At 71.9% G+C, this 22,666-nt stretch carries 21 protein-coding genes and 1 pseudogene; 17 read left to right on the top strand and 5 right to left on the bottom strand.

Going from position 1 to position 22,666, the window contains the following annotated elements; genetic code table 11:
• Positions 1-207: 207 nt before the first annotated feature.
• Positions 208-1,089 (bottom strand): DMT family transporter, encoded by an 882-nt coding sequence (locus tag ACFWJX_RS19590; protein ID WP_383244476.1) that lies wholly within the window; start codon positions 1,087-1,089, stop codon positions 208-210.
• Positions 1,090-1,157: 68 nt separating this feature from the next.
• Between ACFWJX_RS19590 and ACFWJX_RS19585 the strand changes: the two genes are divergently transcribed.
• A complete protein-coding gene (locus ACFWJX_RS19585) occupies positions 1,158-2,030 on the top strand; it encodes a LysR family transcriptional regulator (protein WP_383244473.1) in 873 nt (290 codons plus the stop codon).
• Positions 2,031-2,199: 169 nt separating this feature from the next.
• On the opposite strand, the gene ACFWJX_RS19580 is transcribed toward ACFWJX_RS19585, so the two are convergent.
• Positions 2,200-3,267 (bottom strand): MerR family transcriptional regulator, encoded by a 1,068-nt coding sequence (locus ACFWJX_RS19580; protein ID WP_383244471.1) that lies wholly within the window; start codon positions 3,265-3,267, stop codon positions 2,200-2,202.
• Positions 3,268-3,343: 76 nt separating this feature from the next.
• Between ACFWJX_RS19580 and ACFWJX_RS19575 the strand changes: the two genes are divergently transcribed.
• The 10 genes and pseudogenes from ACFWJX_RS19575 (at position 3,344) to ACFWJX_RS19530 (ending at position 10,588) form a co-directional block, all read left to right on the top strand.
• Positions 3,344-3,754: a hypothetical protein gene (locus tag ACFWJX_RS19575; RefSeq protein WP_383244468.1), complete on the top strand. Its 411-nt coding sequence runs from the start codon at positions 3,344-3,346 to the stop codon at positions 3,752-3,754.
• Positions 3,726-4,256 (top strand): protease inhibitor I42 family protein, encoded by a 531-nt coding sequence (locus ACFWJX_RS19570; RefSeq protein WP_383244466.1) that lies wholly within the window; start codon positions 3,726-3,728, stop codon positions 4,254-4,256. The genes ACFWJX_RS19575 and ACFWJX_RS19570 overlap by 29 nt, the downstream gene beginning before the upstream one ends.
• A gap of 46 nt (positions 4,257-4,302) precedes the next feature.
• On the top strand, positions 4,303-4,737 hold the full coding sequence (locus tag ACFWJX_RS19565) for a hypothetical protein (protein WP_383244463.1): 435 nt from the start codon (positions 4,303-4,305) through the stop codon (positions 4,735-4,737).
• 172 nt (positions 4,738-4,909) lie between these two features.
• Positions 4,910-6,289 carry an NmrA family NAD(P)-binding protein gene (locus tag ACFWJX_RS19560; RefSeq protein ID WP_383244462.1) on the top strand — a complete coding sequence of 460 codons (1,380 nt, stop codon included), beginning with the start codon at positions 4,910-4,912 and terminating at the stop codon, positions 6,287-6,289.
• 365 nt (positions 6,290-6,654) lie between these two features.
• Complete coding sequence (locus tag ACFWJX_RS19555; protein WP_383244459.1) at positions 6,655-7,224, top strand: TetR/AcrR family transcriptional regulator; 570 nt, start codon at positions 6,655-6,657, stop codon at positions 7,222-7,224.
• 81 nt (positions 7,225-7,305) lie between these two features.
• A pseudogene (locus tag ACFWJX_RS19550) lies at positions 7,306-7,476 on the top strand (short-chain dehydrogenase/reductase); the annotation flags it as partial.
• A 103-nt stretch (positions 7,477-7,579) separates the two neighbouring features.
• On the top strand, positions 7,580-8,554 hold the full coding sequence (locus ACFWJX_RS19545) for an NmrA family NAD(P)-binding protein (RefSeq protein ID WP_383244456.1): 975 nt from the start codon (positions 7,580-7,582) through the stop codon (positions 8,552-8,554).
• Positions 8,555-9,134: 580 nt separating this feature from the next.
• Positions 9,135-9,554 carry an aspartate 1-decarboxylase gene (gene panD / locus ACFWJX_RS19540; RefSeq protein ID WP_383244453.1) on the top strand — a complete coding sequence of 140 codons (420 nt, stop codon included), beginning with the start codon at positions 9,135-9,137 and terminating at the stop codon, positions 9,552-9,554.
• Positions 9,555-9,580: 26 nt separating this feature from the next.
• Positions 9,581-9,928 carry a GNAT family N-acetyltransferase gene (locus ACFWJX_RS19535; RefSeq protein ID WP_383244450.1) on the top strand — a complete coding sequence of 116 codons (348 nt, stop codon included), beginning with the start codon at positions 9,581-9,583 and terminating at the stop codon, positions 9,926-9,928.
• Between the two features lie 9 nt (positions 9,929-9,937).
• Positions 9,938-10,588 carry an aspartate/glutamate racemase family protein gene (locus tag ACFWJX_RS19530; protein WP_383244448.1) on the top strand — a complete coding sequence of 217 codons (651 nt, stop codon included), beginning with the start codon at positions 9,938-9,940 and terminating at the stop codon, positions 10,586-10,588.
• Between the two features lie 477 nt (positions 10,589-11,065).
• On the opposite strand, the gene gndA is transcribed toward ACFWJX_RS19530, so the two are convergent.
• Positions 11,066-12,505: an NADP-dependent phosphogluconate dehydrogenase gene (gndA, locus tag ACFWJX_RS19525; RefSeq protein WP_383244445.1), complete on the bottom strand. Its 1,440-nt coding sequence runs from the start codon at positions 12,503-12,505 to the stop codon at positions 11,066-11,068.
• A 301-nt stretch (positions 12,506-12,806) separates the two neighbouring features.
• Between gndA and ACFWJX_RS19520 the strand changes: the two genes are divergently transcribed.
• Complete coding sequence (locus ACFWJX_RS19520; protein WP_383244442.1) at positions 12,807-14,006, top strand: transglycosylase family protein; 1,200 nt, start codon at positions 12,807-12,809, stop codon at positions 14,004-14,006.
• Here the strand turns inward: ACFWJX_RS19520 and ACFWJX_RS19515 are convergent.
• The gene (locus tag ACFWJX_RS19515) at positions 13,996-15,189 is read right to left on the bottom strand and encodes a DMT family transporter (protein ID WP_383244439.1); all 1,194 of its coding nucleotides are present in this window, start codon (positions 15,187-15,189) and stop codon (positions 13,996-13,998) included. The genes ACFWJX_RS19520 and ACFWJX_RS19515 overlap by 11 nt on opposite strands.
• A gap of 209 nt (positions 15,190-15,398) precedes the next feature.
• Here ACFWJX_RS19515 and ACFWJX_RS19510 point away from each other — a divergent pair, with 209 nt between their 5' ends.
• The 5 genes from ACFWJX_RS19510 to ACFWJX_RS19490 all read left to right on the top strand — a co-directional run bounded on the left by ACFWJX_RS19510 (position 15,399) and on the right by ACFWJX_RS19490 (position 21,791).
• Positions 15,399-16,202 carry a (2Fe-2S)-binding protein gene (locus tag ACFWJX_RS19510; RefSeq protein ID WP_383244436.1) on the top strand — a complete coding sequence of 268 codons (804 nt, stop codon included), beginning with the start codon at positions 15,399-15,401 and terminating at the stop codon, positions 16,200-16,202.
• 46 nt (positions 16,203-16,248) lie between these two features.
• On the top strand, positions 16,249-17,418 hold the full coding sequence (glgA, locus tag ACFWJX_RS19505; RefSeq protein WP_383244433.1) for a glycogen synthase: 1,170 nt from the start codon (positions 16,249-16,251) through the stop codon (positions 17,416-17,418).
• Positions 17,419-17,472: 54 nt separating this feature from the next.
• Positions 17,473-18,693, top strand: coding sequence for a glucose-1-phosphate adenylyltransferase (gene glgC / locus ACFWJX_RS19500; RefSeq protein ID WP_383244430.1), 1,221 nt, complete (start codon positions 17,473-17,475; stop codon positions 18,691-18,693).
• Positions 18,694-18,847: 154 nt separating this feature from the next.
• Entirely contained in the window at positions 18,848-20,191 is a 1,344-nt protein-coding gene (locus ACFWJX_RS19495) for a wax ester/triacylglycerol synthase family O-acyltransferase (protein WP_383244428.1), read from the top strand.
• A 103-nt stretch (positions 20,192-20,294) separates the two neighbouring features.
• A complete protein-coding gene (locus ACFWJX_RS19490; protein WP_383244426.1) occupies positions 20,295-21,791 on the top strand; it encodes an SDR family NAD(P)-dependent oxidoreductase in 1,497 nt (498 codons plus the stop codon).
• 30 nt (positions 21,792-21,821) lie between these two features.
• On the opposite strand, the gene ACFWJX_RS19485 is transcribed toward ACFWJX_RS19490, so the two are convergent.
• A complete protein-coding gene (locus tag ACFWJX_RS19485; protein ID WP_383244423.1) occupies positions 21,822-22,316 on the bottom strand; it encodes a hypothetical protein in 495 nt (164 codons plus the stop codon).
• Positions 22,317-22,666 lie beyond the last annotated feature (350 nt).

The following is a 22,666-nucleotide window of genomic DNA, read 5'->3' as shown; positions in this document are numbered from 1 at the left end:
GGGATCGGGTGGGCGGCGGCCGGGGCCGGGGGCGGCCCAGCGATGCCCGCCGGCTCAATCACGGGACCACTGTGGTCCGCCGCCGGACTGCCTCGCCGGACTGCCTCGCCGGACCGCTGCGCCGCACGGGGCTGTGCGCCGCATGGGGCTCGCGCCGCACGGGCTGTGCGCCGCACCGGACGGCTCAGCCCGCGTAGGCCCTGCCCCTCAGCCGCGCCGGGCCGCCATGCTCAGCCCGTTGGCGGCGACGACGGCGCCGATGCCCGCCCACTCCGTCCACTCCAGGCCCTGCCCCAGCCCGATCCAGCCGACGAGGGCGGCGAGGACGGGGTTGACGCTCATGAACAGACCGAAGGCCTGGGCCGACACCCGGCGCAGGGCGAACAGGTCGGCGAGGTACGGAACGGCGGAGGAGAGCACCCCGGCGGCCACCGCGCAGCCGACGGCCGTGAGCGTCGGCGGATGCCGCCCGACGACCACCAGACCGACCGGCAGGAACATCAGGGCGGACACCCCGGCGGCCGTCGCGGCACCCTGCGCGCCGGGGAGGCGACGGCCGACGGTGCGGTTGAGCAGGATGTACGACGCCCAGCACGCCGCGGCGAGCAGCCCCCACCCCATCCCCACGTGGTCGGCGGAGGGCTGTGGCCGCAGCAGCGTGACGACGCCCGCCGCGGCGATCACCGCACAGCAGGCGTCCACCCGGTTGCGGGTCGCGGCCAGGGCGACGGTGAGCGGGCCGAGGAACTCCAGCGTCACCGCGAGCCCGAGCCCGATGCGGTCGACGGCGCTGTACAGCGACAGGTTCATCGTCCCGAACACCCCCGCCAGCAGCAGCACCGGCCACCACTGCCGCCAGGTGAAGCTCAGCGGCCGCGGCCGGCCGACGGCCAGCAGCACGAACGCGGCGACGTACTGACGCACCGCGACCACACCGACCGGCCCGAGCACCGGAAAGGCCAGGGACCCCACGGCGGCACCGACCTGGTTCGACAGCCCGCTGCCCGCCATGGTCACCACACCACCGAGCCCCCGCGAGCCAGGCCGCGACCCGGTGGCTGCATCGCCCGCTACGGATTCGACTGTCATGCGCCGATGGTGATCGGGCCACCTCCATGCGCAAAATGCGTCGACGCGGTCACCTATACGCTTTAGTCATGGATCCGGACGTGACCCGTGACGTGGAGCTACGGCAGCTGCGCTGCCTGGTCGCGATCGTCGACGAGGGCAGCTTCACCGACGCAGCCATCGCCCTCGGCGTCTCCCAGGCGGCCGTCTCCCGCACCCTGGCCTCTCTCGAACGAGCCCTGGGCGTACGCCTGTTGCGGCGCACCTCCCGCCAGGTGGCACCGACCGCGACGGGCCTGCGCGTACTGGCCCAGGCCCGCCGGGTGCTCGGCGAGGTGGAGGACCTCGTCCGCACGGCGACCTCGGGCCACACCAGCCTGCGCATCGGCTACGCGTGGTCCGCGCTAGGCCGGCACACCTCCGCCTTCCAGCGCCGCTGGTCCCAGTCCCACCCGGACACGGACCTGCACCTGGTCCGTGTCAACTCCGCCACCGCCGGCCTGGCCGAGGGCGCCTGCGATCTCGCGGTCCTGCGCCGACCGCTGGAGGACCGGCGCTTCGACTCCGCCATCGTCGGCCTGGAACGGCGACTGTGCGCCCTGGCCGCCGACGACCCCCTGGCCGGACGCCGCTCGGTCCGGCTCGCCGACCTCGGCGGACGTACCTTCCTCATCGACCGCCGCACCGGAACGACGACCACCGACCTGTGGCCGCCGGACTCCCGCCCCGCCACCGAGGAGACCCACGACGTCGACGACTGGCTCACCGTGATCTCCAGCGGCCGTTGCGTCGGCATGACCGCGGAGTCCACCGCCCACCAATACCCCCGCCCCGGAGTCGTCTACCGCCCGGTCCGCGACGCCGAACCGATAGCCGTCCGCCTCACCTGGTGGCGGGACGACCCCCACCCGTCGACCCAGCCGGTGATCGAACTCCTGACGGGGTTGTACCGCAGGGACTGAGGTCCCCGGCCGCCTTGGAGTCAAAGTTGCGGAGGAAGCACGGGAGTGGGTGCGCAGGTTGCACCGGTGGGTTGGGCCGTGCGCTCTCGGCGGCGGCCGATTTCGGTTTCCTGGCACCGGGAACGGCCCGCCCGGTTGGTCTGGACGGGCCGCGAGAAGACGCCTCCCGTCAGTCCTCCAGGCGGACCGGCATCAGGATCGAGAAGGTGTCCTCCTCGTCGGGGCGGCGGATCGCGATCGGAGTGGTCGGGGAGTCGAGTTCCAGGACCAGCTGGTCGCGGGCCCCCGCGGTCAGCGCGTCCAGCAGGAACCGACGGTTGACGGCCACGCGGTCCGGACTCTCGTCGCCGTCCGCGCAGAGCGTCACCGTGCCGTCGTCCGCCACCCTGAGCACGCTGAGGTCCTGCCCGCCGGCCTCGGTGGAACGGACGGGGCCGGTCTCCAGGGCCTTCCGGAAGGCTGCCACGTCGACCGTGGCGCGGCGCCCGCCGGACAGGGGGAGGAGGCGACGGTACTCGGGGAAGTCGTGGTCGAGGCACTGACCGGCCACCTGCCGGTCCCCGGCCTCCAGCGTCACGCGGTCATCGTCGACGGAGAGGCGTACGGGGCCCTCGCCGCCCAGCAGTGCCCGCATCGCGTCCATGAGCGGGGTGGGCACGATGACCCGCACGGGACTCCCGTCGTGACCGGTGACGCCGACCCCCGCGACGGCCATGCGGTACCGGTCGGTCGCCACGACGTGGAGCCCCTCGGGCTCGATGTCGAACAGGACCCCGCCGAGCATCGGCAGCTCCGGATCGGCGCTCGCCGCGAAGCGGACCGCGTCCAGCGCGGCGGCCAGTTCGGGCGCGGCGACGGACAGCCGGACGGTGGCGGTGCGGAGCGAGGTCATGAGGTTCTCCCTGTGATCGAGTAGTGCTCGGAGCGCGGAGAACTCGCCGCGGGCATCGGACAGGCCCTGTTCGAGCCGGCGCAGATGCGACTCGAGCAGCTTGCGGACGAGGCCGGTGTCGGTACCGGACCAGCCGGCCAGCACCAGCCGGATGTCCGCCAACGGCATCCCGGCCCGCCGCAGACGCGCCAGCAGTCGCGCCTCGTCGAGCTGCTCGGGCCCGTACCAGCGGTAGCCGCTCACCGGGTCCACCCAGGCCGGCACCAGCACACCGGCCCGGTCGTAGAACCGCAGGGCACTCACACCCAGCCCGCTGTCCCGGGCCATCTCACCAATGCTGCGCATCTCGCTCTCCACACCCGGGACTCTGACCCCTCGACCAGGTCGAGGGTCAACCCGGCCGCGAGGCCGCAGTCCGGCCGTGCGAGCCCCGTTGACCTGCTTGCGGGCCACCCCCGCGTACAAGGGCGCGCCGCAGGGCGCTGCGGCGGATGGGCCCGAGGGGCAGGAACGGATCAACGACACCGCCGTCGGCAGTGCCACCGGCAGCGACTACGAGCGCCAGGATCTGAACAGCGACGCCGACCGCAGGGCTGTCCTCACCGAGGTCGAGAGGTCGGTGGCGCAGGGGCATCCGGTGCCGGTCGACGTCTCGGGCAAGGAGGGCGCCCACGCCATGACCATCATCGCCCAGGAGGGTGACATGCTCCAGGTGTACAACCCCTGGGGCTCGACGACCTGGGTCAGCGAGGACGACTTCATCAACGGCCACATGGGCAAGGCTTCCAACAGTGATCTCCCCAATGCGTACAGCGTCTATCTTCCGCGGTAGCAGGGGCGGCTCCGCGATCGCGGCGGCCGCGCTCCTCGCTCTCGCCACGGGCTGCGGCTCGGGCACCGACGAACCGGGCGACGGCTCCACGAGCACCGCGGGCCGCCCGACGAGCCACCCGGTGGAGGACACCAGCATCACCGCCCAGCCGGGCGAGCGCTTCACGCTCACCGTCGACCAGAACGCCTCCACCCGCGAGTACTGGTACCTGGTCGACCCCGAGCCCGACAGCTCGGTGCTGGTCAGCCGCGGTCAGGACCACGCGTCGGACTCCGGCGACGAGCCGGTGGCCGGTGCCGACGGCCGGCGCACCTTCACCTTCGAGGCCAAGGGCAAGGGGACCACCCGGTTCACGCTGCTGCACTGCACGTTCACGACCTGTCAGGGCAACACCTCGACCCGGCCCCCCGGGACGACCGGCCCCTCCGCCACTCCGACCACGAGCGCGGCCCCACCCTCCCAGGCCCCCGAGCGCATCACCTACACCGTCACCGTCGACTGAGCCGCAGCGGACCAGTCGGATGAGACGAGACACCCGAGGCCCCGCCATGAACGACGACGCACCGTACCCGCCCGACCGCACGGACGACGAGCTGGCCCGGCTCGACATCACCGTCCTGCTGCGCTACGGCCTCACCGCCGAGCCCGGCACCCGGCGCACCGCGCTGTTCGGCGACGGCGCCGCGGCCGCCGCCGTCGTCCTCGACCGCCTCGGCACCGAGCCGCGCTCGGTCGCCTTCCTCGCCGACACCGTGCGCGCCGGCGGACTAGCCCACGCCGCGGAGCTGCCCGAGCCCCTGCCCCGCCGCGAGGCGGCCGACCTCGTACGGGAGTGGCTGCGGGCCGGCACCGAACTCGTGGGCGGGATCGCCGCCGACGACACAGCGGCCACCTGGCTGCGCGCCGTCGCGACCATCATCGAACGGAAGCAGCTGACCCGCCTTCGTTCTCGGCTGCCGTCCGGACCGCCGCAGGGACGGTGATCACGGCTGCCCCTGGGAGGGCGCTGCTCAGGGTTGTGCCGTCGTCGCGCCGGGGTCCCCTGGGGCCCCCGGCGGTCGCCTGACGACATGCGACTCGCGTATTCCGCGACGTCTTCCGCCCCAGCTCCCGGCGCGCTTGCGCGACAGACGGCGCAGCGCGCTTCTTCTCCGCGTGGACCTGCGTGCTGCTAGAAGGTTTTCCGTCGGCGCGCACACCGAGCGGTGGCGCCGGTCGGGCTCGGACCTACGGCCGACGGATCATGAGCCCTTTGAGGGCCTGACGCCCCGTGCCGATGTGGCGTCCCTACGCGATCAGGTCACTGGACGCCACGAGCACGCAGACCCCTCCGCGCTGCACCACGGTGAAGATCCGGACGCCTGGACGCTTGCCGCCTGGAAACCGATCGGTGTACCGTATGAGAAACCGATCGGTTTCCTCTTTGGAGTCGAGAACATGACTACTCATGCCACCTCCACCATCTTCGTCATCGGCGGCACAGGGGCCCAAGGGATACCCATTGTCCGCGCTCTTGTCGCCGACAAGAAGTACTCCGCCAAGGTCCTCACGCGGGATGCCGCCTCCCCCCGGGCCCAGGATCTCCTCGCGCTCGGCAACGTCTCCATTCTCGAAGGGTCATTCGCCGACGAGGACGTACTGCGCGAAGGATTTCGCGGCTGCGACGGGGCGTTCATCAACATCGACGGGTTCAACACCGGCGAGAAAACGGAGACCTACTGGGCCATCCGCACTTATGAGATAGCGATCGAAGAAGGTGTCAAGTTCTTCGTCTACGGAAACCTCGACTACGCCCTCAAGAAAGCAGGCTACGACTCCAGGTTCCGCACCGGCCACTATGACGGCAAGGGGCGCATGGCCGAATGGGTGCTGTTCCAGAACGAAAAGAACAGGGACCGGATGGGAGCGGCGGTCTTCACCTCCGGTCCCTATATCGAGATGGTGATCTCACCGCTCACGCCCATGACACCCACCGTCGAGGACGGTGTCGTCACGTGGCGAGTCCCACTCGGTGAGGGAGCCGTTCCGCACGTGGCTCTCGAAGATTGCGGATTCTATGTCCGCTGGCTCTTCGACCATCCAGAACGGGCTAACGGCATGGACCTCGAAGTCGCCATCGAGCACATGACCTATGCCGACATGGCTGCCGCATTCGAGAAGGTCACGGGGCGCCCGGCGCGGTACATCGACACGGACCTGGACGCGTATTGGAACAGTCCGGACCTGACAGGGATCGCCGATCACCCTGCCGGATACAACGCCGACCCCAACGACAAAAGCACCATGAGCTTCCGCGACAATTTCACGGGTTTCTGGAATGTGTGGAAGCACGGGATCATCACCAGGGACTACGCTCTGCTCGACGAGATCCACCCCAACAGGATCAGAAGCGCTGAGCAGTGGTTCCGTCGAGAGGACCAGTTGGGTAGGGAACTCGGCAAGGGAAGCCTCTGGGAGAGGGTCCAGCCGGAGAACTGGAGCATGGACTCCGCGATCCTCAAGAGCAGCGCGGACCTCAGGACGGGCAAGTTGTGAACGGGCCCGTCCTGTTCGGCCTTCCCCAGGGCCCGTTCCGCACGGTCAGGAAGCCGGCGATCGGCCGTTCCGGCAGAGAGTGCTCCGTATCACTCACCGTAGCTGGCGCAGCCCGCACCGCACACCATGGGGTACCTCATGCCCGCGATCGGTACGGCCGACACCGCAAGCGAGGTGGTGCGCTCGGCCACGAGCACCGCCTTGCGCGTCGCCGCACGCGAGTTGGGGCTCCACGACACCGGACACCGGCCACGTCGACGGGGCGGACGAGGTGTTCTCCCCGGATCTGATCATCGCCGAGCCTCTGCCGTGGCCACTGAAACCGATCGGTTTTCATTGTGTCCGCTTCGGGTTAACCTCGCGGTATGACCACCGAAGTGAAGCCGAGCCCCAGGGAGCGGCTGCTGGAGGCAGCGGCCACACTCACCTACCGAGAAGGCGTCGGCATCGGCGTCGAGGCGCTGTGCAAGGCGGCGGGAGTGTCGAAGCGCTCCATGTACCAGCTGTTCGAGAGCAAGGACGAACTGCTGGCGGCGAGTCTGGAGCGGCGCACTTCCGCCTATGTGGCAGCGCTCCTGCCCGAGGCGGACGACGGCCGTTCACCCCGGGAGCGGATCCTGCACGTGTTCGATCAGGTGGAATCGCAGTCGCGCGCGCCCGAGTTCTACGGCTGCCCCTACCTGGCCGCACAGATCGAGCTCAAGGACCAGAGCCACCCCGCGAGCCGAGTCGCCCATGGGGTCAAGGAGAACCTGACCGCCTTCTTCCGTGCCGAGGCCGAGCAGGGCGGGGCGAGCGATCCCGGTCTGCTGGCTCGGCAGCTCAGCCTGGTCTTCGACGGCGCCAGCGCCCGCGCGGGCATCGGAGCGGACAGGCTGACGGGTCTCATCGCGCCCACGGTGACCACCCTGCTCGACGCGGCAGGCGTGCGCTGACGTACGGCCCCTCCCGAACCCTCCCGAACGCGTCCCTACCGCCCGGCGTTCGGGGGAAGCCCGACACGCCGGCGTCGGCTCGACGCGCCCGCCGTCGTCGCCAAGGCGATCGTCGCGGCGGCGACCGACGCCAGGCCGAAGCTGCGCCACACCGCCGGCCCCACGGCCGGACGCGCGAGCGCACTGCGCCGTCTCGTTCCCGCCCGGACCTTCGACAAGCAGATCCGCAGGATCAACCGCCTGGCCGGCTGACGCGCAGGCTCACCCGGAGTCGGCCACCCGGCAGGACGGTCGCCGCCCACCTCCCCGACTTTCCGAACAGCTGACCCACCCCCACCAGACAGAGGACACCTTGATGCCAGAGCGCCATCCCATCCTGATCACCGGTGCCGCCGGCGAAATCGGCGGTGTGGGCCGGACGATGGTGGACATGCTGCTCGAAGAAGGGCACCCTGTGCGCGCGTTCGTACGGCAGGACGACGAACGCGCGCGCTCGCTCCGCCAGGCCGGGGCGGAGGTCTTCGTCGGGGACCTGCTCACCATCGCCGACGTGACCGCCGCGCTGAAGGGCGTCCGGCGCATCTACTTCAGCATGAGCCTGTCGCCGTACTACACCGACGCCGTCAGCCTGATGGCCGCGGCGGCGCGGGCCCAGGGCGACATCGAGGTGTTCGTCAACATCTCCGAGTACGAGCAGTCGTTCATGACCCTCGACAGGATGACCGCACCGGAGGAGGAACGGCGCGCGTGGCTCGGCGGACTCGTCGCCAACTGGTCGCCGCAGCAGCGGGCCCACTGGGTCGCCGAGCAGGTGCTGGAGTGGTCCGGCGTCCCGACCGTCAACGTGCGGGGGGCCATGTTCGTCGAGAACCCCCTGATGACCTGGCTGGCACTGGAGCCGCTGAGCAGGGGTGAACTGCGCCTGCCTTTCGCTGACCACCGGCTCGCGCCCATCGCCGGTTACGACGTGGCGGAGCTCTGCGTGAAGATCCTCACCGACCCGGCGCCGCACATCTCGAAGTCCTACGACCTCACCGGCCCGGAGCTGAAGGACATGCACGGGTTCGCGGAGGACTACGCGGCCGTGCTGGGACACCCGGTCACGTACGTTCCCGAAGACGTGGAAACCTGGAACGAGACCTATGTCGACCCCGCCCTGGCGGCTTTCCCGCACATCGCGGAGCACCTGAAGACCCTGACCCGGCTGATGGGCGGCGGGGGGTACCGCGGCACCACCGACCAGCTGGAGACCCTGCTCGGCCGCCCGCCGAAGACCGTGCGGTGGGCTCTGGAGAACCACCCGCGCATCCGAAAGCTGGCCGCTGCCTGAGCCGCCGAGCGGCCCGGAAGCAGCACAAGGACGCCACGCCGGAGTCTTCCCGCTGAGGACACCGGCGTGGCGGGGCTCCGGTCGAGCGTGGCGCGGTCCGGCCGAGGTCCTGACGGATCCGCTGAAGGTTCCGGCGCAGCCCGGGCGAACGCCGTCACCGGCGGCGAGGCGCAGACTTACTGCAGGTCTCGCCAACGGTGCCGGACTCCACACCGGTGAGCTTCTGCGAGGCGGTCCACAGGCGGTGCCGGAGAGCCACGTCGTACGACTGGGCGCTCGATGTGACGATCGAGGGATGGCCGGCCCCCGGCACTGCCTCCCAGGCCGCCGGAGTGACGGTGATCACGGACGCCCTTTGGCGGGTGTTGCTTAGGCTTGGGCCGTCGTCGCGGCGGGTCCGGGAGAGCGGTGACGCCCTCCCTCATTCGCCTGGCGATGTGTCGGAAAAGTCGGCAAGTGGTCAGCATGAGTCCTGGAGAATTTGGGGACGCTGCCCGAACATGCGACTCGTTGTAGGGTGTGGAAACCGCCCTTGACCTGCGAAAACGCAGGCAGGGAGCCTAGATCCAGGAGTACCTCGATGCTTCGTACCATGTTCAAGTCCAAGATCCACCGAGCCACCGTCACCCAGGCCGACCTGCACTACGTGGGATCGGTGACCATCGACGCCGACCTGCTGGACGCCGCCGATCTGCTGCCCGGTGAGCTGGTCCACATCGTCGACATCACCAATGGCGCGCGGCTGGAGACGTACGTCATCGAGGGTGAGCGCGGTTCCGGTGTGGTCGGGATCAACGGGGCCGCCGCTCATCTCGTGCACCCCGGAGATCTGGTGATCATCATCAGTTACGCTCAGGTCACCGACGCCGAGGCGCGAGCACTGGAGCCCCGGGTCGTGCATGTGGACCGCGACAACCGGATCGTGGCACTGGGCGCCGATCCGGCGGAGCCGGTGCCGGGGTCGGACCAGGAGCGCAGCCCGCAGGCCGTGTCCGCCTGACCACCGCAGCAGCCCCAGGAGTGCCCGTGAGCGACATCAGCATCCGCGACGACCGGCCGGCCGGCCGCCTCGAAGCGCTCGGTGAGGGCGGCGAAGTCGTCGGCCGCATCGAGTACTTCGTCCTGGAGTCGCCCGCGCCCGCCCTGGTCCCGGTGCACACGATCGTCGAGCCGGCCCACGAGGGCCAGGGCATCGCCGGCTCCCTGGCCCGCGAGCTGTACGCGATCTCCGCACGCGAGGGCGTCCCCGTCGCCCCGCTCTGCCCGTACGTCGTGAAGTGGGCCGCGCGTCACCCCGAGGAGGCCCCGGCGGCCGACCCCGCGCTGCTGACCGCCGCCAAGGAGTGGCTGCGCGCCCACCCCGGCCGGTTCTGAGCGCGTCCGATGCTCGCCCTCCTGCACACCTCACCCGTCCACGTCCCCGTCTTCGACGCCCTGCGTGACCGGGCCCACCCCGGCCTGGAACTGCGTCACTTCGTCGACGAGGACCTGCTGACCCGCGCGCGTGCCCAGGGACCCGACGCGGTCGCCGACGACGTACGGGCCGTGCTCGCGCGCGCGGTCGCCGAGGGGGCGCGCGCGGTGCTGTGCACCTGCTCGACGCTCGGCGCGGTCGCGGAGACCGTCGCGCTGACGGCCGCGCCGGGCGTCCCGGTGCTGCGCGTCGACCGTCCGATGGCCGCCGCCGCGGTCGCCGCGGGCCCGCGCGTCGTCGTCCTGGCGGCCCTGGAGAGCACCCTCGGCCCCACCGCGGAACTGGTCGCGGAGGAAGCCGCCCGCGCGGGCCGTCCCGTCGCCGTGCGCACGCTGCTCGTCGACGGCGCCTGGGACCGCTTCGAGGCCGGCGACACCGAGGGCTACGTCCGCCTCGTCGCCGCCACCGCCGACACGGTCACCGCCGCCGATGCCGACGCGATCGTGCTCGCCCAGGCCTCCATGGCCCCCGCCCAGCACCTCACCACCACACCGGTGCCGGTGCTGAGCAGTCCCGCGCCGGGCCTGGCCGCGGGCGCCGGGGCGGCAGGGCGCGACTGACCGCGCGCGGCGGGGGACCCGGCCGGGCGCACCCTGTGCCACCACCGGGTGACTGCGCGCGCCGCCGTCGGGTAGGCGGGGGAGTAGTCCAGAGCCAAGCCCATCCCTGGCCGGAGGACACGATGACGAACCCGTACCCCGATCCCGTCCAGCCACCGCCGACGCCGGGTCCCGACCCGTACCCCAGCCCGGTCCCGAACCCCCAGCCACCCCCGGGACCGGACCCCACCCCACCGGTTCCCGGACCGGACCCGGAGCCGCCCCCGCCCCCGAGCCCGACCCCCCCGGCCCCGCCGCATCCGGGTCCACCGCCCCCGGACCCGGACCCGTCCCCGATCCCGCCGGGCCCCGAGCCGGTCCCGAACCCGGAGCCGGGCCCACCCCTCAGCTGACCCGGGGGCCCAGAGCGGTGGGCGGCACCCCGCAGGACGCCGCCCACCGCAACCCACCCCTCGAAAAGGCAGACGCCTCAGACCTCTACGCCGAGACCTCCGACCGGTCCCCGCCCCACAGCGTGTGGAACGACCCGTCCCGGTCCACGCGCCGGTACGTGTGCGCGCCGAAGAAGTCCCGCTGCCCCTGCGTCAGCGCCGCGGGCAGCCGCTCGGCACGCAGCGCGTCGTAGTACGCGAGCGCCGCCGCGAACCCCGGTGTGGCAACGCCCTGGAGCGTCGCGGCGACCAGCACCTCGCGCCACGCGTCCTGCGCCGCCCCGATCTCGGAGGCGAACGTCTCGTCGGACAGCAGGCTCGGCAGGTCCGGCCGGGCGTCGTAGGCGGCGCGGATCCGGTCGAGGAAGGCCGCCCGGATGATGCAGCCGCCCCGCCAGATCGCCGAGACGGCGCCGAGGTCGATGTCCCAGCCGTACTCCGCGCCGCCCGCGGCGATCTCGTGGAAGCCCTGCGTGTACGACACGATCTTCGAGGCGTACAGCGCCTGCTCCACCCGGTCCGCGAAGGCCTGCGCCTCCGCCCGGCCCAGCGCGGCAGGCTTCGGGCCGGACAGGCCGCGCGAGGCCTCCCGCAGGGCCGCGTGGCCGGACAGGGACCGGGCGAAGACGGCCTCCGCGATGCCCGACACCGGTACCCCGAGGTCCAGCGCGATCTGCACGGTCCAGCGGCCGGTGCCCTTCTGCTCGGCCTGGTCCACGACCACGTCCACGAACGGCTCGCCCGTCGCCGCGTCCACGTGCGACAGCACCTCGGCCGTGATCTCGATCAGGTAGGAGTCCAGCCGGCCGGTGTTCCAGGTGCGGAAGATGTCCGCGATCTCGGCGGGGGAGTACCCGCCGACGTCGCGCAGCAGCTGGTACGCCTCGCCGATCAGCTGCATGTCGGCGTACTCGATGCCGTTGTGCACCATCTTCACGAAGTGCCCGGCCCCGTCCGGACCGACGTGCGTCACGCACGGCGCCCCGTCGGCCGCCTTCGCGGAGATCTTCTCCAGCATGGGGCCCAGCGACTCGTACGACTCCGGGGAGCCGCCCGGCATGATGCTCGGGCCGTGCAGCGCGCCCTCCTCGCCGCCGGAGATGCCCGTGCCGACGAAGTGGATGCCGCGCTCCCGCAGCTCGCGCTCGCGGCGCCGGGTGTCGGCGAAGTGCGCGTTGCCACCGTCGATGATCATGTCGCCGGGTTCCAGCAGCGGTGCGAACTCCTGGATCACCGCGTCGGTCGGCTCCCCGGCCTTGACCATGACGACCAGACGGCGGGGGCGCTCCAGCGCCGCCACGAACTCCTTGGCGGTCTCGGCAGCGATGAACTCGCCCTCGCCGCCGAACTCCTCCACGAGGGCGTGCGTGCGCGCCGCCGTCCGGTTGTGCAGCGCGACCGTATAGCCGTTGCGAGCGAAGTTGCGGGCGAGGTTGCGGCCCATGACCGCGAGTCCGGTGACGCCGATCTGGGCTGAGTCAGTCATGCGGTTGGCTCCTCAAGAATCTGTAGCTCGTCGGGTCGGTGATCCCTGCGTGACGCGCACACGTCGGCGCGGGTCCCGCCCCGTCCCGTGCACATCCTGTCGCGTCGCTCCGCCCACCGCACGCGCTGGACACGCGAAGTCGCCCACCCGGATACGGACACAGGGGCCCGCCCGTCTCAGGTGTCACGCAACAGACGTGCCATCCGGCCGAGTTGAGCCAGTGCGGCTGATACTCGTCTTGTCACGGCCAGTGAGCGGACCTTACTTTTGCCCCTCCTGACGCATGTCGAGGGGGATCTCCATGGCCGTACGCGGCCGGCACCGCCGGTATCAGCCGAACAGGATCAACCGGGCCTCGCTCACCGTCACGGCGGGCGGTGCGGGCATGGCGATCCCGCTCATCGGCGCCGGAGCCGCCCAGGCTGCCGACGTGGACACCTGGGACAAGGTCGCCGCGTGCGAGTCGACCAACGACTGGAACATCAACACGGGCAACGGCTACTACGGCGGCCTCCAGTTCACCCAGTCCACCTGGGAGGAGTACGGCGGCACCCGGTACGCGCCGCGCGCGGATCTGGCCACCAAGGACCAGCAGATCGCCGTGGCCGAGAAGGTGCTGGACGGTCAGGGGCCGGGCGCCTGGCCGGCCTGCTCCGTGCGGGCGGGACTGACCGCCGGCGGCGACACCCCCGACATCCATCCGGCCGGTACGTCCGCGAAGTCCGCCGGCACCAAGCCGGCGAGCACCCTCAAGGACGTCCAGCCGCAGACCACGCCCCAGTCGCGGGCCGGCACCGCCGAGATGTACACCGTCGTGCGCGGCGACACCCTCTCCGGGATCGCCGACGAGAAGGACGTACGGGGCGGCTGGCAGCGGCTGTACACCGCGAACCGGACGACGATCGGGACCGATCCGGACCTCATCGTTCCCGGCCAGCGGCTGAACCTGCGCGGCCAGTCCGCCACCAAGGCGCCGGCCACCGGAACCCCCGGCACCGCAGAGCGCAAGGAACCCGCGCAGAAGAAGACGGCCGAGAAGAAGTCGGCCGACAAGAAGACGACCGAGAAGAAGTCGTCGGAGAAGAAGTCGACCGGCCGTTCCTTCGTCGCTCCGGTCGACGCCGGTCTCGGCACGCCGTACCACGCGACGGGTTCGTCCTGGTCGAAGGGCTACCACACCGGCGTCGACTTCCCCGTGCCCACCGGCACGTCCGTGAAGTCCGTCGCGCCGGGCACGGTGGTCAGCGCGGGCTGGGGCGGTTCCTTCGGCTACCAGGTGGTCGTCCGGCACTCCGACGGCCGCTACTCGCAGTACGCCCACCTGTCCGCGATCTCCGTGCGGGACGGCCAGTCGGTGGGCGCCGGTCAGCGCATCGGCCGCTCCGGGTCCACCGGCAACAGCACGGGCCCGCATCTGCACTTCGAGGTGCGGACGGGGCCCGGGTTCGGCTCGGACATCGATCCCGTGGCCTATCTGCGGGCCGGCGGCGTCAGGATCTGATGCGGACCCGGTGCCGGTCGAACACCGGCATCGGAATGTACGGGCCGCCGTAGAACGGCCCGTACAACGGCAGGGGAAGGTGCGCGGGGACGGGAACCACCGGCTTCCCCGCCTCCTCCTCCGCCGGGGCGGGCCCGGACACCTCGTCCGGCACGGTGCCGGTCACCTCCGGGGAGGCTTCCGCTGGCGCCGCCGAGCCGACGGACTGTTCCGGGAGCGCGATGCCCGGCCGCTCCGCGACGGTGTCGTCAGCAGGCTCCGGAAACGCGGCGACGAGGTCGGCCACGGGCGCCGCGACGCCCGTGGGGACCGCGCGCGTCTCCTCGGGCCGCGCGCCGGCGGTCTCCGGCTGGGTGCTCGCCAGCCGCTCGGTCGTCAGCAGGATCAGGCCACCGGCCGCCACCACACCGCAGCTCAGGGCGAGCGCCGTGCCCGTGGTGCCGTAGCGGAACGTCTCGCCGAACATCGTGATGCCGACGGCGGCCGCCACCACGGGGTTCACCACGGTCAGTGTGGCCAGCGGGGCCGCGAGGCCCGCACCGCGGTAGGAGGCCTGGGACAGCAGCATGCCGGCCGTGGCCAGGACGCCGATCACCGCCAGGGAGGGCACGTCGGCCGCCGAGACGCCGCCGGTCCAGTCGACCGCGACGGTCTTGGTGAACACCGACGACATGCCGAACGCTATGCCGGAGCCGGTCGCCAGCAGCATGCTGCGCACCGCCGGGTGCCGGTGCGCGGCCCGGCCGGCGACCATCAGCGCCACGACCGCGCCGCCGGTGACCACGGCCGCGCCCACCCGCTGCGGGGTGTTCAGCGACTGCACGTCGGCCGCGCCGACCAGGGAGAGCAGACCGGCCAGACCGATGGTCGCCATGATGGCGCCCCGCCAGGCCGTCGCCCCGGCCTTGCGGCTCACGAACATCGCCGCCATCGGCAGCGCGAACACGATGGTCAGCGCGCCCAGCGGCTGGACCAGGCTGAGAGGACCGTAGGCGAGCGCCACGACGTGCAGCAGGCCGCCGAGGCCGTTCAGCGCGACCGCCGCCCACCAGCCGGGCCGCCGCAGCGGGGCGTAGTGCTCGTCGGGGGAGGACACCGCAACCTGCTCCTGCACGATCGCCCCGGCCGCGTACGCCACGGCGGAGACGAGCGACAGGACCACGGACAACGCGAGGGCGCTCATCAGCTGGTCCTCTGCGTGAGGCGGGGCCCCGGGGCCCGGCGCGGCGAACGGTCGGCTCTCATAACCAACACGATGCCTTGTCGATCTGTTCCCGTCGTCGTACCTGAGCACGCATTGGGTCCTACTACCGATGGAGTACGAAGCGCCCACAGTCCTCCCCAGGGTGGGGGATACGCCAGGGATCCCCCTGAGCGCGGCCCCTGCCCTCCTTGGTACTACTGCACTTCGTGGACCTCGACCCCCAACTGGCGGCCCTGCGCCCCCTCGGCGGCTTCTTCGCCCTGAACACGACACCGCCCACCGGCGGACCAGGAGAACCGGCCCGGCTCCTGCCGACGCTCGCCGAGGCCTACTCCGCGGCGCCGACCGGCGCGAACGGCGATCCCGGCGCCCCCGGCGATCCGCCGGCCGACCCTGTGGCCCTCCGGATCGGCAAGGTCGCCCGCGCCCTGCGCGCCCCCGAGCCGCGCATCGCCGCCTCCATCGCCCAGCAGGGACTCGCGGCCCGGCTGTGGTCGGTCGCGCTGGGCTGCGCCGTCCTCTACGACCGCCAACCCGACCTGGCTCCGGGGCTGCTGCGCTGGGACCCGCACGGCAGCGCCCCGGACGACCTGTGGCTGACGGAGGTCCGCGCCCGCCCGGCGGACGTGGAGACCCTGGCGGCAACCGTCCTGCACGGCCACCTCGAACCGCTGGCGGCGGCCCTGCGCGCCCGCCACCGCCTCGCCCCCGGTCTGCTGCGCGGCAACGCTGCCTCGGCCCTGGCCGGCGCGGCCCGGCAGCTCGACGGGTGGGCGCGCGCCCACGGCCGCCCCGACGCCGCGGCCCGCACGCGCGCCCTCACCGCCGAACTCCTCGCCCACCCCCTCCTCGCCGGCACCGGAACCCTCACCGGTACGGCCTTCCGCCGCCGCAGTTGCTGCCTCTACCACCGGGTGCCCGGCGGTGGGGTCTGCGGTGACTGTTGCTTCGCACGACCCCCGCGCTCTTCCGCACGAGGCCCGTCTGGGTGACCATGAAGGGGACCGGCCTTCACATGCGAACCCAGGGGGTTGCCGGGTGCGAGTGGGACTGCTGACCCGGGAGTACCCCCCGGACGTGTACGGCGGGGCGGGCGTCCATGTCGAGTTCCTCGCGCGCGAGTTGCGCGAGCTGGTCGATCTGGACGTGCACTGCTGGGGCGAGGGCCGCGCGGAGGGCGTCCGGCGCCACCGCTCCTGGTCCGCGCTCGACGGCGCCAACGACGCGCTGCGCACGTTCTCCGTGGACCTGGCCATGGCCGCCGCCCTGGAGGGCCGCGAACTGGTCCACTCCCACACCTGGTACGCCAACCTCGCCGGTCATCTCGCCAAGGAGCTGTACGGCGTCCCGCACGTGGTGACCGCGCACTCGCTGGAGCCGCTGCGCCCGTGGAAGGCCGAGCAGCTCGGCGGCGGGTACCGCCTGTCCAGCTGGGCCGAGCGGACCGCCGTGGAGGCCGCCGACGCGGTGATCGCCGTGTCCGGCGCGATGCGTGGGGACATCCTCGCCTGCTACCCGGCGCTGGACGCCGACCGGGTCCACGTCGTGCACAACGGCATCGACACCGCCCTGTACCGGCCCGACCACCGCACCGACGCCCTCAACCGGATCGGCGTCGACCCGGCCCGCCCGTACGTGCTGTTCGTCGGTCGCATCACTCGCCAGAAGGGCGTGCCGCACCTGCTGCGTGCCGTCCGGGACATCGACCCGGCGGCCCAGGTCGTGCTGTGCGCGGGCGCGCCCGACACACCCGAGATCGACCGCGAGTTCCGTGAGCTGTTCGCGGAGCTGAGCCGGGCCCGGGACGGCGTGCACTGGATCCCGCGGATGCTGCCGCGCCCGGAGGTCATCCAGCTCCTCACCCACGCGGCCGTCTTCGTCTGCCCCTCGGTGTACGAGCCCCTCGGCATCGTCAACCTGGAGGCGATGGCCTGCGGCACGCCCGTCGTGGCCTCCCGGGTCGGCGGCATCCCGGAGGTCGTCGAGGACGGTGCGACGGGTCTGCTGGTTCCCGTGGAAGAGGGAGCCGAGGGGGCCCACGCCTTCGAGGCCGGTCTCGCGCGGGCACTCGACACGGTGCTGGGCGATCCCGGCACCGCCCGCCGCATGGGCGAGGCCGGGCGGGTGCGCGCGGTGGAGGAGTTCGGCTGGGAGGCGGTCGCCCGGCGGACCGTCCGACTGTACGAGGACACCCTCAAACAGGCGTAGCGCGCCCCCGGCGGGGGCAGCAATGGATCACAGATCTGGGTGAGGGGAGCGGCCATGCGTCGTGGTGGACCTTCGGTCCTCGGAATCGTGCTGGCGGGTGGCGAGGGCAAACGCCTGATGCCCCTCACCGCGGACCGTGCCAAGCCCGCGGTCACCTTCGGCGGGACGTACCGTCTCGTCGACTTCGTCCTGTCCAACCTCGTCAACGCGGACATCCTGCGCATCTGTGTCCTGACCCAGTACAAGTCGCACTCGCTGGACCGGCACATCACCACGACCTGGCGGATGTCGAGCCTGCTCGGCAACTACGTCACCCCGGTCCCGGCCCAGCAGCGCCTCGGCCCGCGCTGGTACCTGGGCAGCGCCGACGCCATCCTCCAGTCGCTGAACCTGATCTACGACGAGCGTCCCGAGTACGTGGCGGTGTTCGGCGCCGACCACGTGTACCGCATGGACCCGCGCCAGATGCTCGCCCAGCACATCGACAGCGGCGCGGGCGTGACGGTGGCCGGCATCCGGGTGCCGCGCACCGAGTCCTCGTCCTTCGGCGTGATCACGCCGGGCTCGGACGGGCAGACCGTGGAGCGGTTCCTGGAGAAGCCGGCCGAACCGCCGGGCCTCGCGGACGACCCGGAGTGCGTGTTCGCCTCCATGGGCAACTACATCTTCACCACCAAGGCCCTCATCGAGGCGCTCCAGCGGGACGCCGAGGACGAGCGTTCCGTGCACGACATGGGCGGCTCGATCCTGCCCCAGCTCACCGACCGCGGTGAGGCCCAGCTGTACGACTTCAGCGAGAACCACGTCCCGGGGGAGACCACCCGCGACCAGGGCTACTGGCGGGACGTGGGTACGCTCGACGCCTACTACGACGCCCATATGGACCTGATCGCCGAGCGGCCCGCCTTCAACCTGTACAACCGGAGCTGGCCGATCTACACCCACTCGGGTCAGCTCTCCCCGGCCCGTTTCAACGCGGGGGGCATCGCCAGTGAGTCCATTATCAGCGCGGGCTGCCTGATCCGCGGCCAGGTGTCGCGCTCGGTGCTCTCGCCGGGTGTGCTGGTGGACCCGGGAGCGGTCGTGCAGGGCTCGATCCTGCACGACAACGTGCACATCGGGCGGGGCGCGGTCGTGCGCGGGGCGGTCCTCGACAAGAACGTCGAGGTCCCGCCGGGCGCGACGATCGGCGTGAACCCGGAGCGGGACGCGCAGCTGTACTCGGTGTCGAAGGCGGGCGTGATCGCCCTGGGCAAGGGGCAGAGAGTCACGTGAGCGGAGTGTCCCGATCGGTGACGCTTTCGAGCGGAATACTCTTTTCGGCCGATACTTAATCCGTTGTTAACTGTGCGTAGCCTGATCGTACTTGACCGTAATCATGGGAGGGGGTTGACTACTGGCTCACTCTCCGTCGACGCGAGGCAAGCCCGTGACTGCTGATCCGCTCGCACCCCTCGACCTGGCGTTCTGGAACATCGAGTCCCCCGAGAACCCGATGCACCTCGGCGCGCTGGGTGTCTTCGCCGCGCCCTCCCCGACCGCCGCCGCGCATGCCGCCGACCTGCTCGCCGGCCGGGCGGCCGCCGTCCCCGGACTGCGCATGCGGATCCGCGACGTGTGGGCGCCGTCCACCGGGCCGCTCTCCTTCGGCGGCGCGGTGCGCGAGCCCGACCCGGACTTCGACCCGCTGCACCACGTCCACCTGCACGCGCCCACCGCCGACTACCAGGCGGCTGCCGGGCGGCTCATGGAACGCCCGCTGGAGCGCGGGCGGCCCCCGTGGGAGGCGCACGTCCTGCCGGCCGAGGAGGGCGACGGCTTCGCCGTCCTGTTCAAGTTCCACCATGCCCTCGCCGACGGTCTGCGCGCACTGACCCTCGCCGCCGCCGTCCTGGACCCCATGGACCTGCCCGCGCCCCGGCCCCGCCCGGCGGAACCGGCCCGCGGCAGGCTGCCCGACATGCGGGGACTGCCCGGCCTGCTGCGCGGCGCCCTGTCCGACGCCGTGTCCGACGTGGGCCGCGCCCTCGACATCGGGGCCTCCGTCGCCGTCCACACCCTCGGCATGCGCTCCACCAGCGCCCTCACCGCCGAGCCCACCGGCACCCGCCGCACCGGCGGCGTCGTCATCGACCTCGACGACGTGCACCGGGTGCGCAAGGTGGTCGGCGGCACCGTCAACGACGTACTGATCGCGGTCGTCGCCGGAGCCCTGCGCACCTGGCTCGACGAGCGCGGCGACGGCAGCGCGGGCGTGACCCCGCGCGCCCTCATCCCCGTCTCCAAGCGCCGCCCGCGCACCGCCCACCCGCAGGGCAACCGGCTCTCCGGGTACTTGATGCGGCTTCCCGTCGACGACCCCGACCCGCTCGGCCGGCTCGCGGCGGTCCGGACCGCCATGAACCGCAACAAGGACGCCGGACCCGGTCGCGGGGCGGGCGCCGTCGCCCTGCTCGCCGACCACGTCCCCGCCCTCGGCCACCGCCTCGGCGGCCCCCTGGTCAGCCAGGCCGCCCGGCTCTGGTTCGACATCCTCGTCACCAGCGTGCCCCTGCCGAGCTTCGGCCTGAAGCTGGCCGGGAACCCGGTGACCGAGGTCTTCCCCTACGCCCCGCTCGCCCGTGGCCAGTCCCTGGCGGTGGCGATCTCGACGTACCGGGGCCGGGTCCACTTCGGCCTGGTCGCGGACGCCGAGGCGGTTCCCGATCTCGACCGGTTCGCGCGGGCGCTCACCGCGGAGGTGGAGACGCTCATCACGGCCTGCCACTCTTGACCCGCGCGGGTTTGGAGGTGTGCCCAGGCGCTCCGTAGAATTCCCGGTTCGAAAGCGAGCGCGGTCGGAGCGCCGCACGGGGCAGCAGGGAAACGGCAGCGCGATGACGGTGACAGAGGACGGCTCGGCGACCATGGACGAGGTCGTGTACGGGCCCGGCATCGACCCCGAGCGGCTGGCGGTCTGCCTCGCCGTGCTGGAGGAACTCGACAAGCTCGACGTCGACCACCCCGACGCGATCGCCGTGCGCCGGGCCACCGCCGGTATCTACCGCACGGTCAAGCAGCGCCGCCGCCAGGAGCGCCGGGCCGCCAAGACCGCCCACGACAAGGCGGTCACCGAGGCCACCGCGACCGGCTCCGCCCAGCGCATCGACGACGAGACGGAGGGCGTCCTGCCCTCGTCCTCGGTCACCGAGGAGATGCGGATCGCGGGGATACTCCAGCGCCCCCGCTCCTGCTACACCTGCAAGGCGCGCTACGTCGAGGTCGACTACTTCTACCACCAGCTCTGCCAGGACTGCGCCGCCGAGAACCGCGCCCGCCGCGACGCCCGCACCGACCTCACCGGCAAGCGCGCGCTGCTCACCGGCGGCCGCGCCAAGATCGGCATGTACATCGCGCTCCGGCTGCTGCGCGACGGCGCCCACACGACGATCACCACCCGCTTCCCGAAGGACGCGATCCGCCGCTTCAAGGCGATGGACGACGCGGCGGACTGGATCCACCGCCTGGAGGTCGTCGGCATCGACCTGCGCGACCCGGCACAGGCGGTGGCGCTGGCCGACCAGGTCGCCGGGCAGGGCCCGCTCGACATCCTGATCAACAACGCGACGCAGACCGTACGCCGGCTGCCCTCCGCCTACGCCGCCCTGGTCGACGGCGAGAGTGCCCCCCTGCCCGCCGGCGAGCTGCCCGCCCACCATGTCATCGGTGCCTTCAACTCCGGGGCGGTCGACGGCATCGCCGCGCTGCCCCTCGGCACCAGCGGCCTGGACGCGCAGCAGGTCGCCGACCTCGCCCTGGTCGCCGGCAACGCCAGCATCGCCCGGCACCTGGACGGCACGGCCATCGACGCGGGCGGCCTGGTCCCCGACGTCGTCGACACCAACACCTGGGTGCAGACCATCGAACAGATCTCCCCGGTGGAGCTGCTCGAGACCCAGCTGTGCAACTACACGGCGCCGTTCATCCTGATCAGCAAGCTCCGCCCGGCCATGGCCGAGGCCGCGCGCAAGGCCTCCGGCAAGCGCGCCTACGTGGTGAACGTCTCGGCGATGGAAGGCGTGTTCGGCCGCGGCTACAAGGGTGCCGGCCACCCGAACACCAACGCCGCCAAGGCCGCGATGAACATGGTCACGCGGACCAGCGCCCAGGAGATGTTCCAGGCCGACGGCATTCTGATGACCTCGGTCGACACCGGCTGGATCACCGACGAGCGCCCGCACTACGACAAGCTGCGCCTGGCCGAGGAGGGCTTCCACGCCCCGCTCGACCTGGTCGACGGCGCGGCCCGCGTCTACGACCCCATCGTGCGCGGCGAGTCGGGCGAGGACCTGTACGGCGTCTTCCTGAAGGACTACGCCCCCGGCAAGTGGTGACACGGCGCGCCCGCACTCGGTGAGGGACCGTCAGTCGAGGGCCCCGAGCCGTGAGTTGCGGGCCGCCACCAGTTCCAGCACGGTCCGCCAGTCCTCCAGCACCCCCGCGTCGAACCCGGCGACCCGTCCGTCCTCGTCGGCCTGCCGCAGCCTGACCAGGTCGTCGTCGTCGGCGGCCGGCCCGTGCCAGGGATGCCGCCGTACCAGCCGCGCCACCCGCTCACCGAGCAGCGCCCGTACGGCCTCGGCGGCGCGCCCGGCCCGGCCCGCCACGTCGGCCGGCCCCAGCAGCCGGCCGATGGGGTGCACGAGACCGGTCACCTGGAGTTCCTTGTCCGCGGGGCGGCTGCGGCGCAGCAGCGCGGCGGTCTGCAGCGCGTGATCGTGCACATCGACCCCACGCGCACCGGCCCCGCGCATGCCGGCCGCGTGTCGATGGGCCCCGCGCCCGGGGGCCGGGGTGTCCCACACCCCCCGCCCCGTGTACAGCAGGTCCATCAGCTCCTCGACGCTGCGCAGCTCCATGCGTCAGTCCTCCCGCGAGACAGCCGTAGCGGTACGCCAGCAGAGCATGGCGACCTTGCGACCGGGCCAACGGGACCTGAACTGCTCAACGGTGAGGCGACGCCCGTGCGGCCGTGTACGCCGTACGAGTGAAGCTCAAAGGGTGCCTATCGGGGCGAACGTGTTGAATCATCTGCGGGGACATGTGGGTGACTTGCCATGGTTACCCCAAATTTTCAGCCCGATCGAGCGGTATCCCGCTCATCTGGTTACTCTGTAGCCGACGGACAGCAGGACGGAGTGCCACCCCACACCCACCGTCCGTCATGGGACAAGCCGGTTCACAGCGGCCTGCTCCTTCTGGAGTTTGC

The sequence above is a fragment of the Streptomyces sp. NPDC058335 genome, from assembly GCF_042723915.1.
In the GTDB taxonomy this organism is placed as follows: Bacteria; Actinomycetota; Actinomycetes; order Streptomycetales; family Streptomycetaceae; genus Streptomyces.
Note: the sequence above shows the minus strand (reverse complement) of the source record. Positions and strands in the feature narration are given on the sequence as shown.

Coding starts and splice junctions, on each gene's coding strand:
- ACFWJX_RS19590 (WP_383244476.1), bottom strand. CDS start 1,089: ATGACAGTCGAATCCGTAGCGGGCGATGCAGCCACCGGGTCGCGGCCT.
- ACFWJX_RS19585 (WP_383244473.1), top strand. CDS start 1,158: ATGGATCCGGACGTGACCCGTGACGTGGAGCTACGGCAGCTGCGCTGC.
- ACFWJX_RS19580 (WP_383244471.1), bottom strand. CDS start 3,267: ATGCGCAGCATTGGTGAGATGGCCCGGGACAGCGGGCTGGGTGTGAGT.
- ACFWJX_RS19570 (WP_383244466.1), top strand. CDS start 3,726: ATGCGTACAGCGTCTATCTTCCGCGGTAGCAGGGGCGGCTCCGCGATC.
- ACFWJX_RS19565 (WP_383244463.1), top strand. CDS start 4,303: ATGAACGACGACGCACCGTACCCGCCCGACCGCACGGACGACGAGCTG.
- ACFWJX_RS19555 (WP_383244459.1), top strand. CDS start 6,655: ATGACCACCGAAGTGAAGCCGAGCCCCAGGGAGCGGCTGCTGGAGGCA.
- ACFWJX_RS19545 (WP_383244456.1), top strand. CDS start 7,580: ATGCCAGAGCGCCATCCCATCCTGATCACCGGTGCCGCCGGCGAAATC.
- panD (WP_383244453.1), top strand. CDS start 9,135: ATGCTTCGTACCATGTTCAAGTCCAAGATCCACCGAGCCACCGTCACC.
- ACFWJX_RS19530 (WP_383244448.1), top strand. CDS start 9,938: ATGCTCGCCCTCCTGCACACCTCACCCGTCCACGTCCCCGTCTTCGAC.
- gndA (WP_383244445.1), bottom strand. CDS start 12,505: ATGACTGACTCAGCCCAGATCGGCGTCACCGGACTCGCGGTCATGGGC.
- ACFWJX_RS19520 (WP_383244442.1), top strand. CDS start 12,807: ATGGCCGTACGCGGCCGGCACCGCCGGTATCAGCCGAACAGGATCAAC.
- ACFWJX_RS19515 (WP_383244439.1), bottom strand. CDS start 15,189: ATGAGCGCCCTCGCGTTGTCCGTGGTCCTGTCGCTCGTCTCCGCCGTG.
- glgC (WP_383244430.1), top strand. CDS start 17,473: ATGCGTCGTGGTGGACCTTCGGTCCTCGGAATCGTGCTGGCGGGTGGC.
- ACFWJX_RS19490 (WP_383244426.1), top strand. CDS start 20,295: ATGACGGTGACAGAGGACGGCTCGGCGACCATGGACGAGGTCGTGTAC.
- ACFWJX_RS19485 (WP_383244423.1), bottom strand. CDS start 22,316: ATGGAGCTGCGCAGCGTCGAGGAGCTGATGGACCTGCTGTACACGGGG.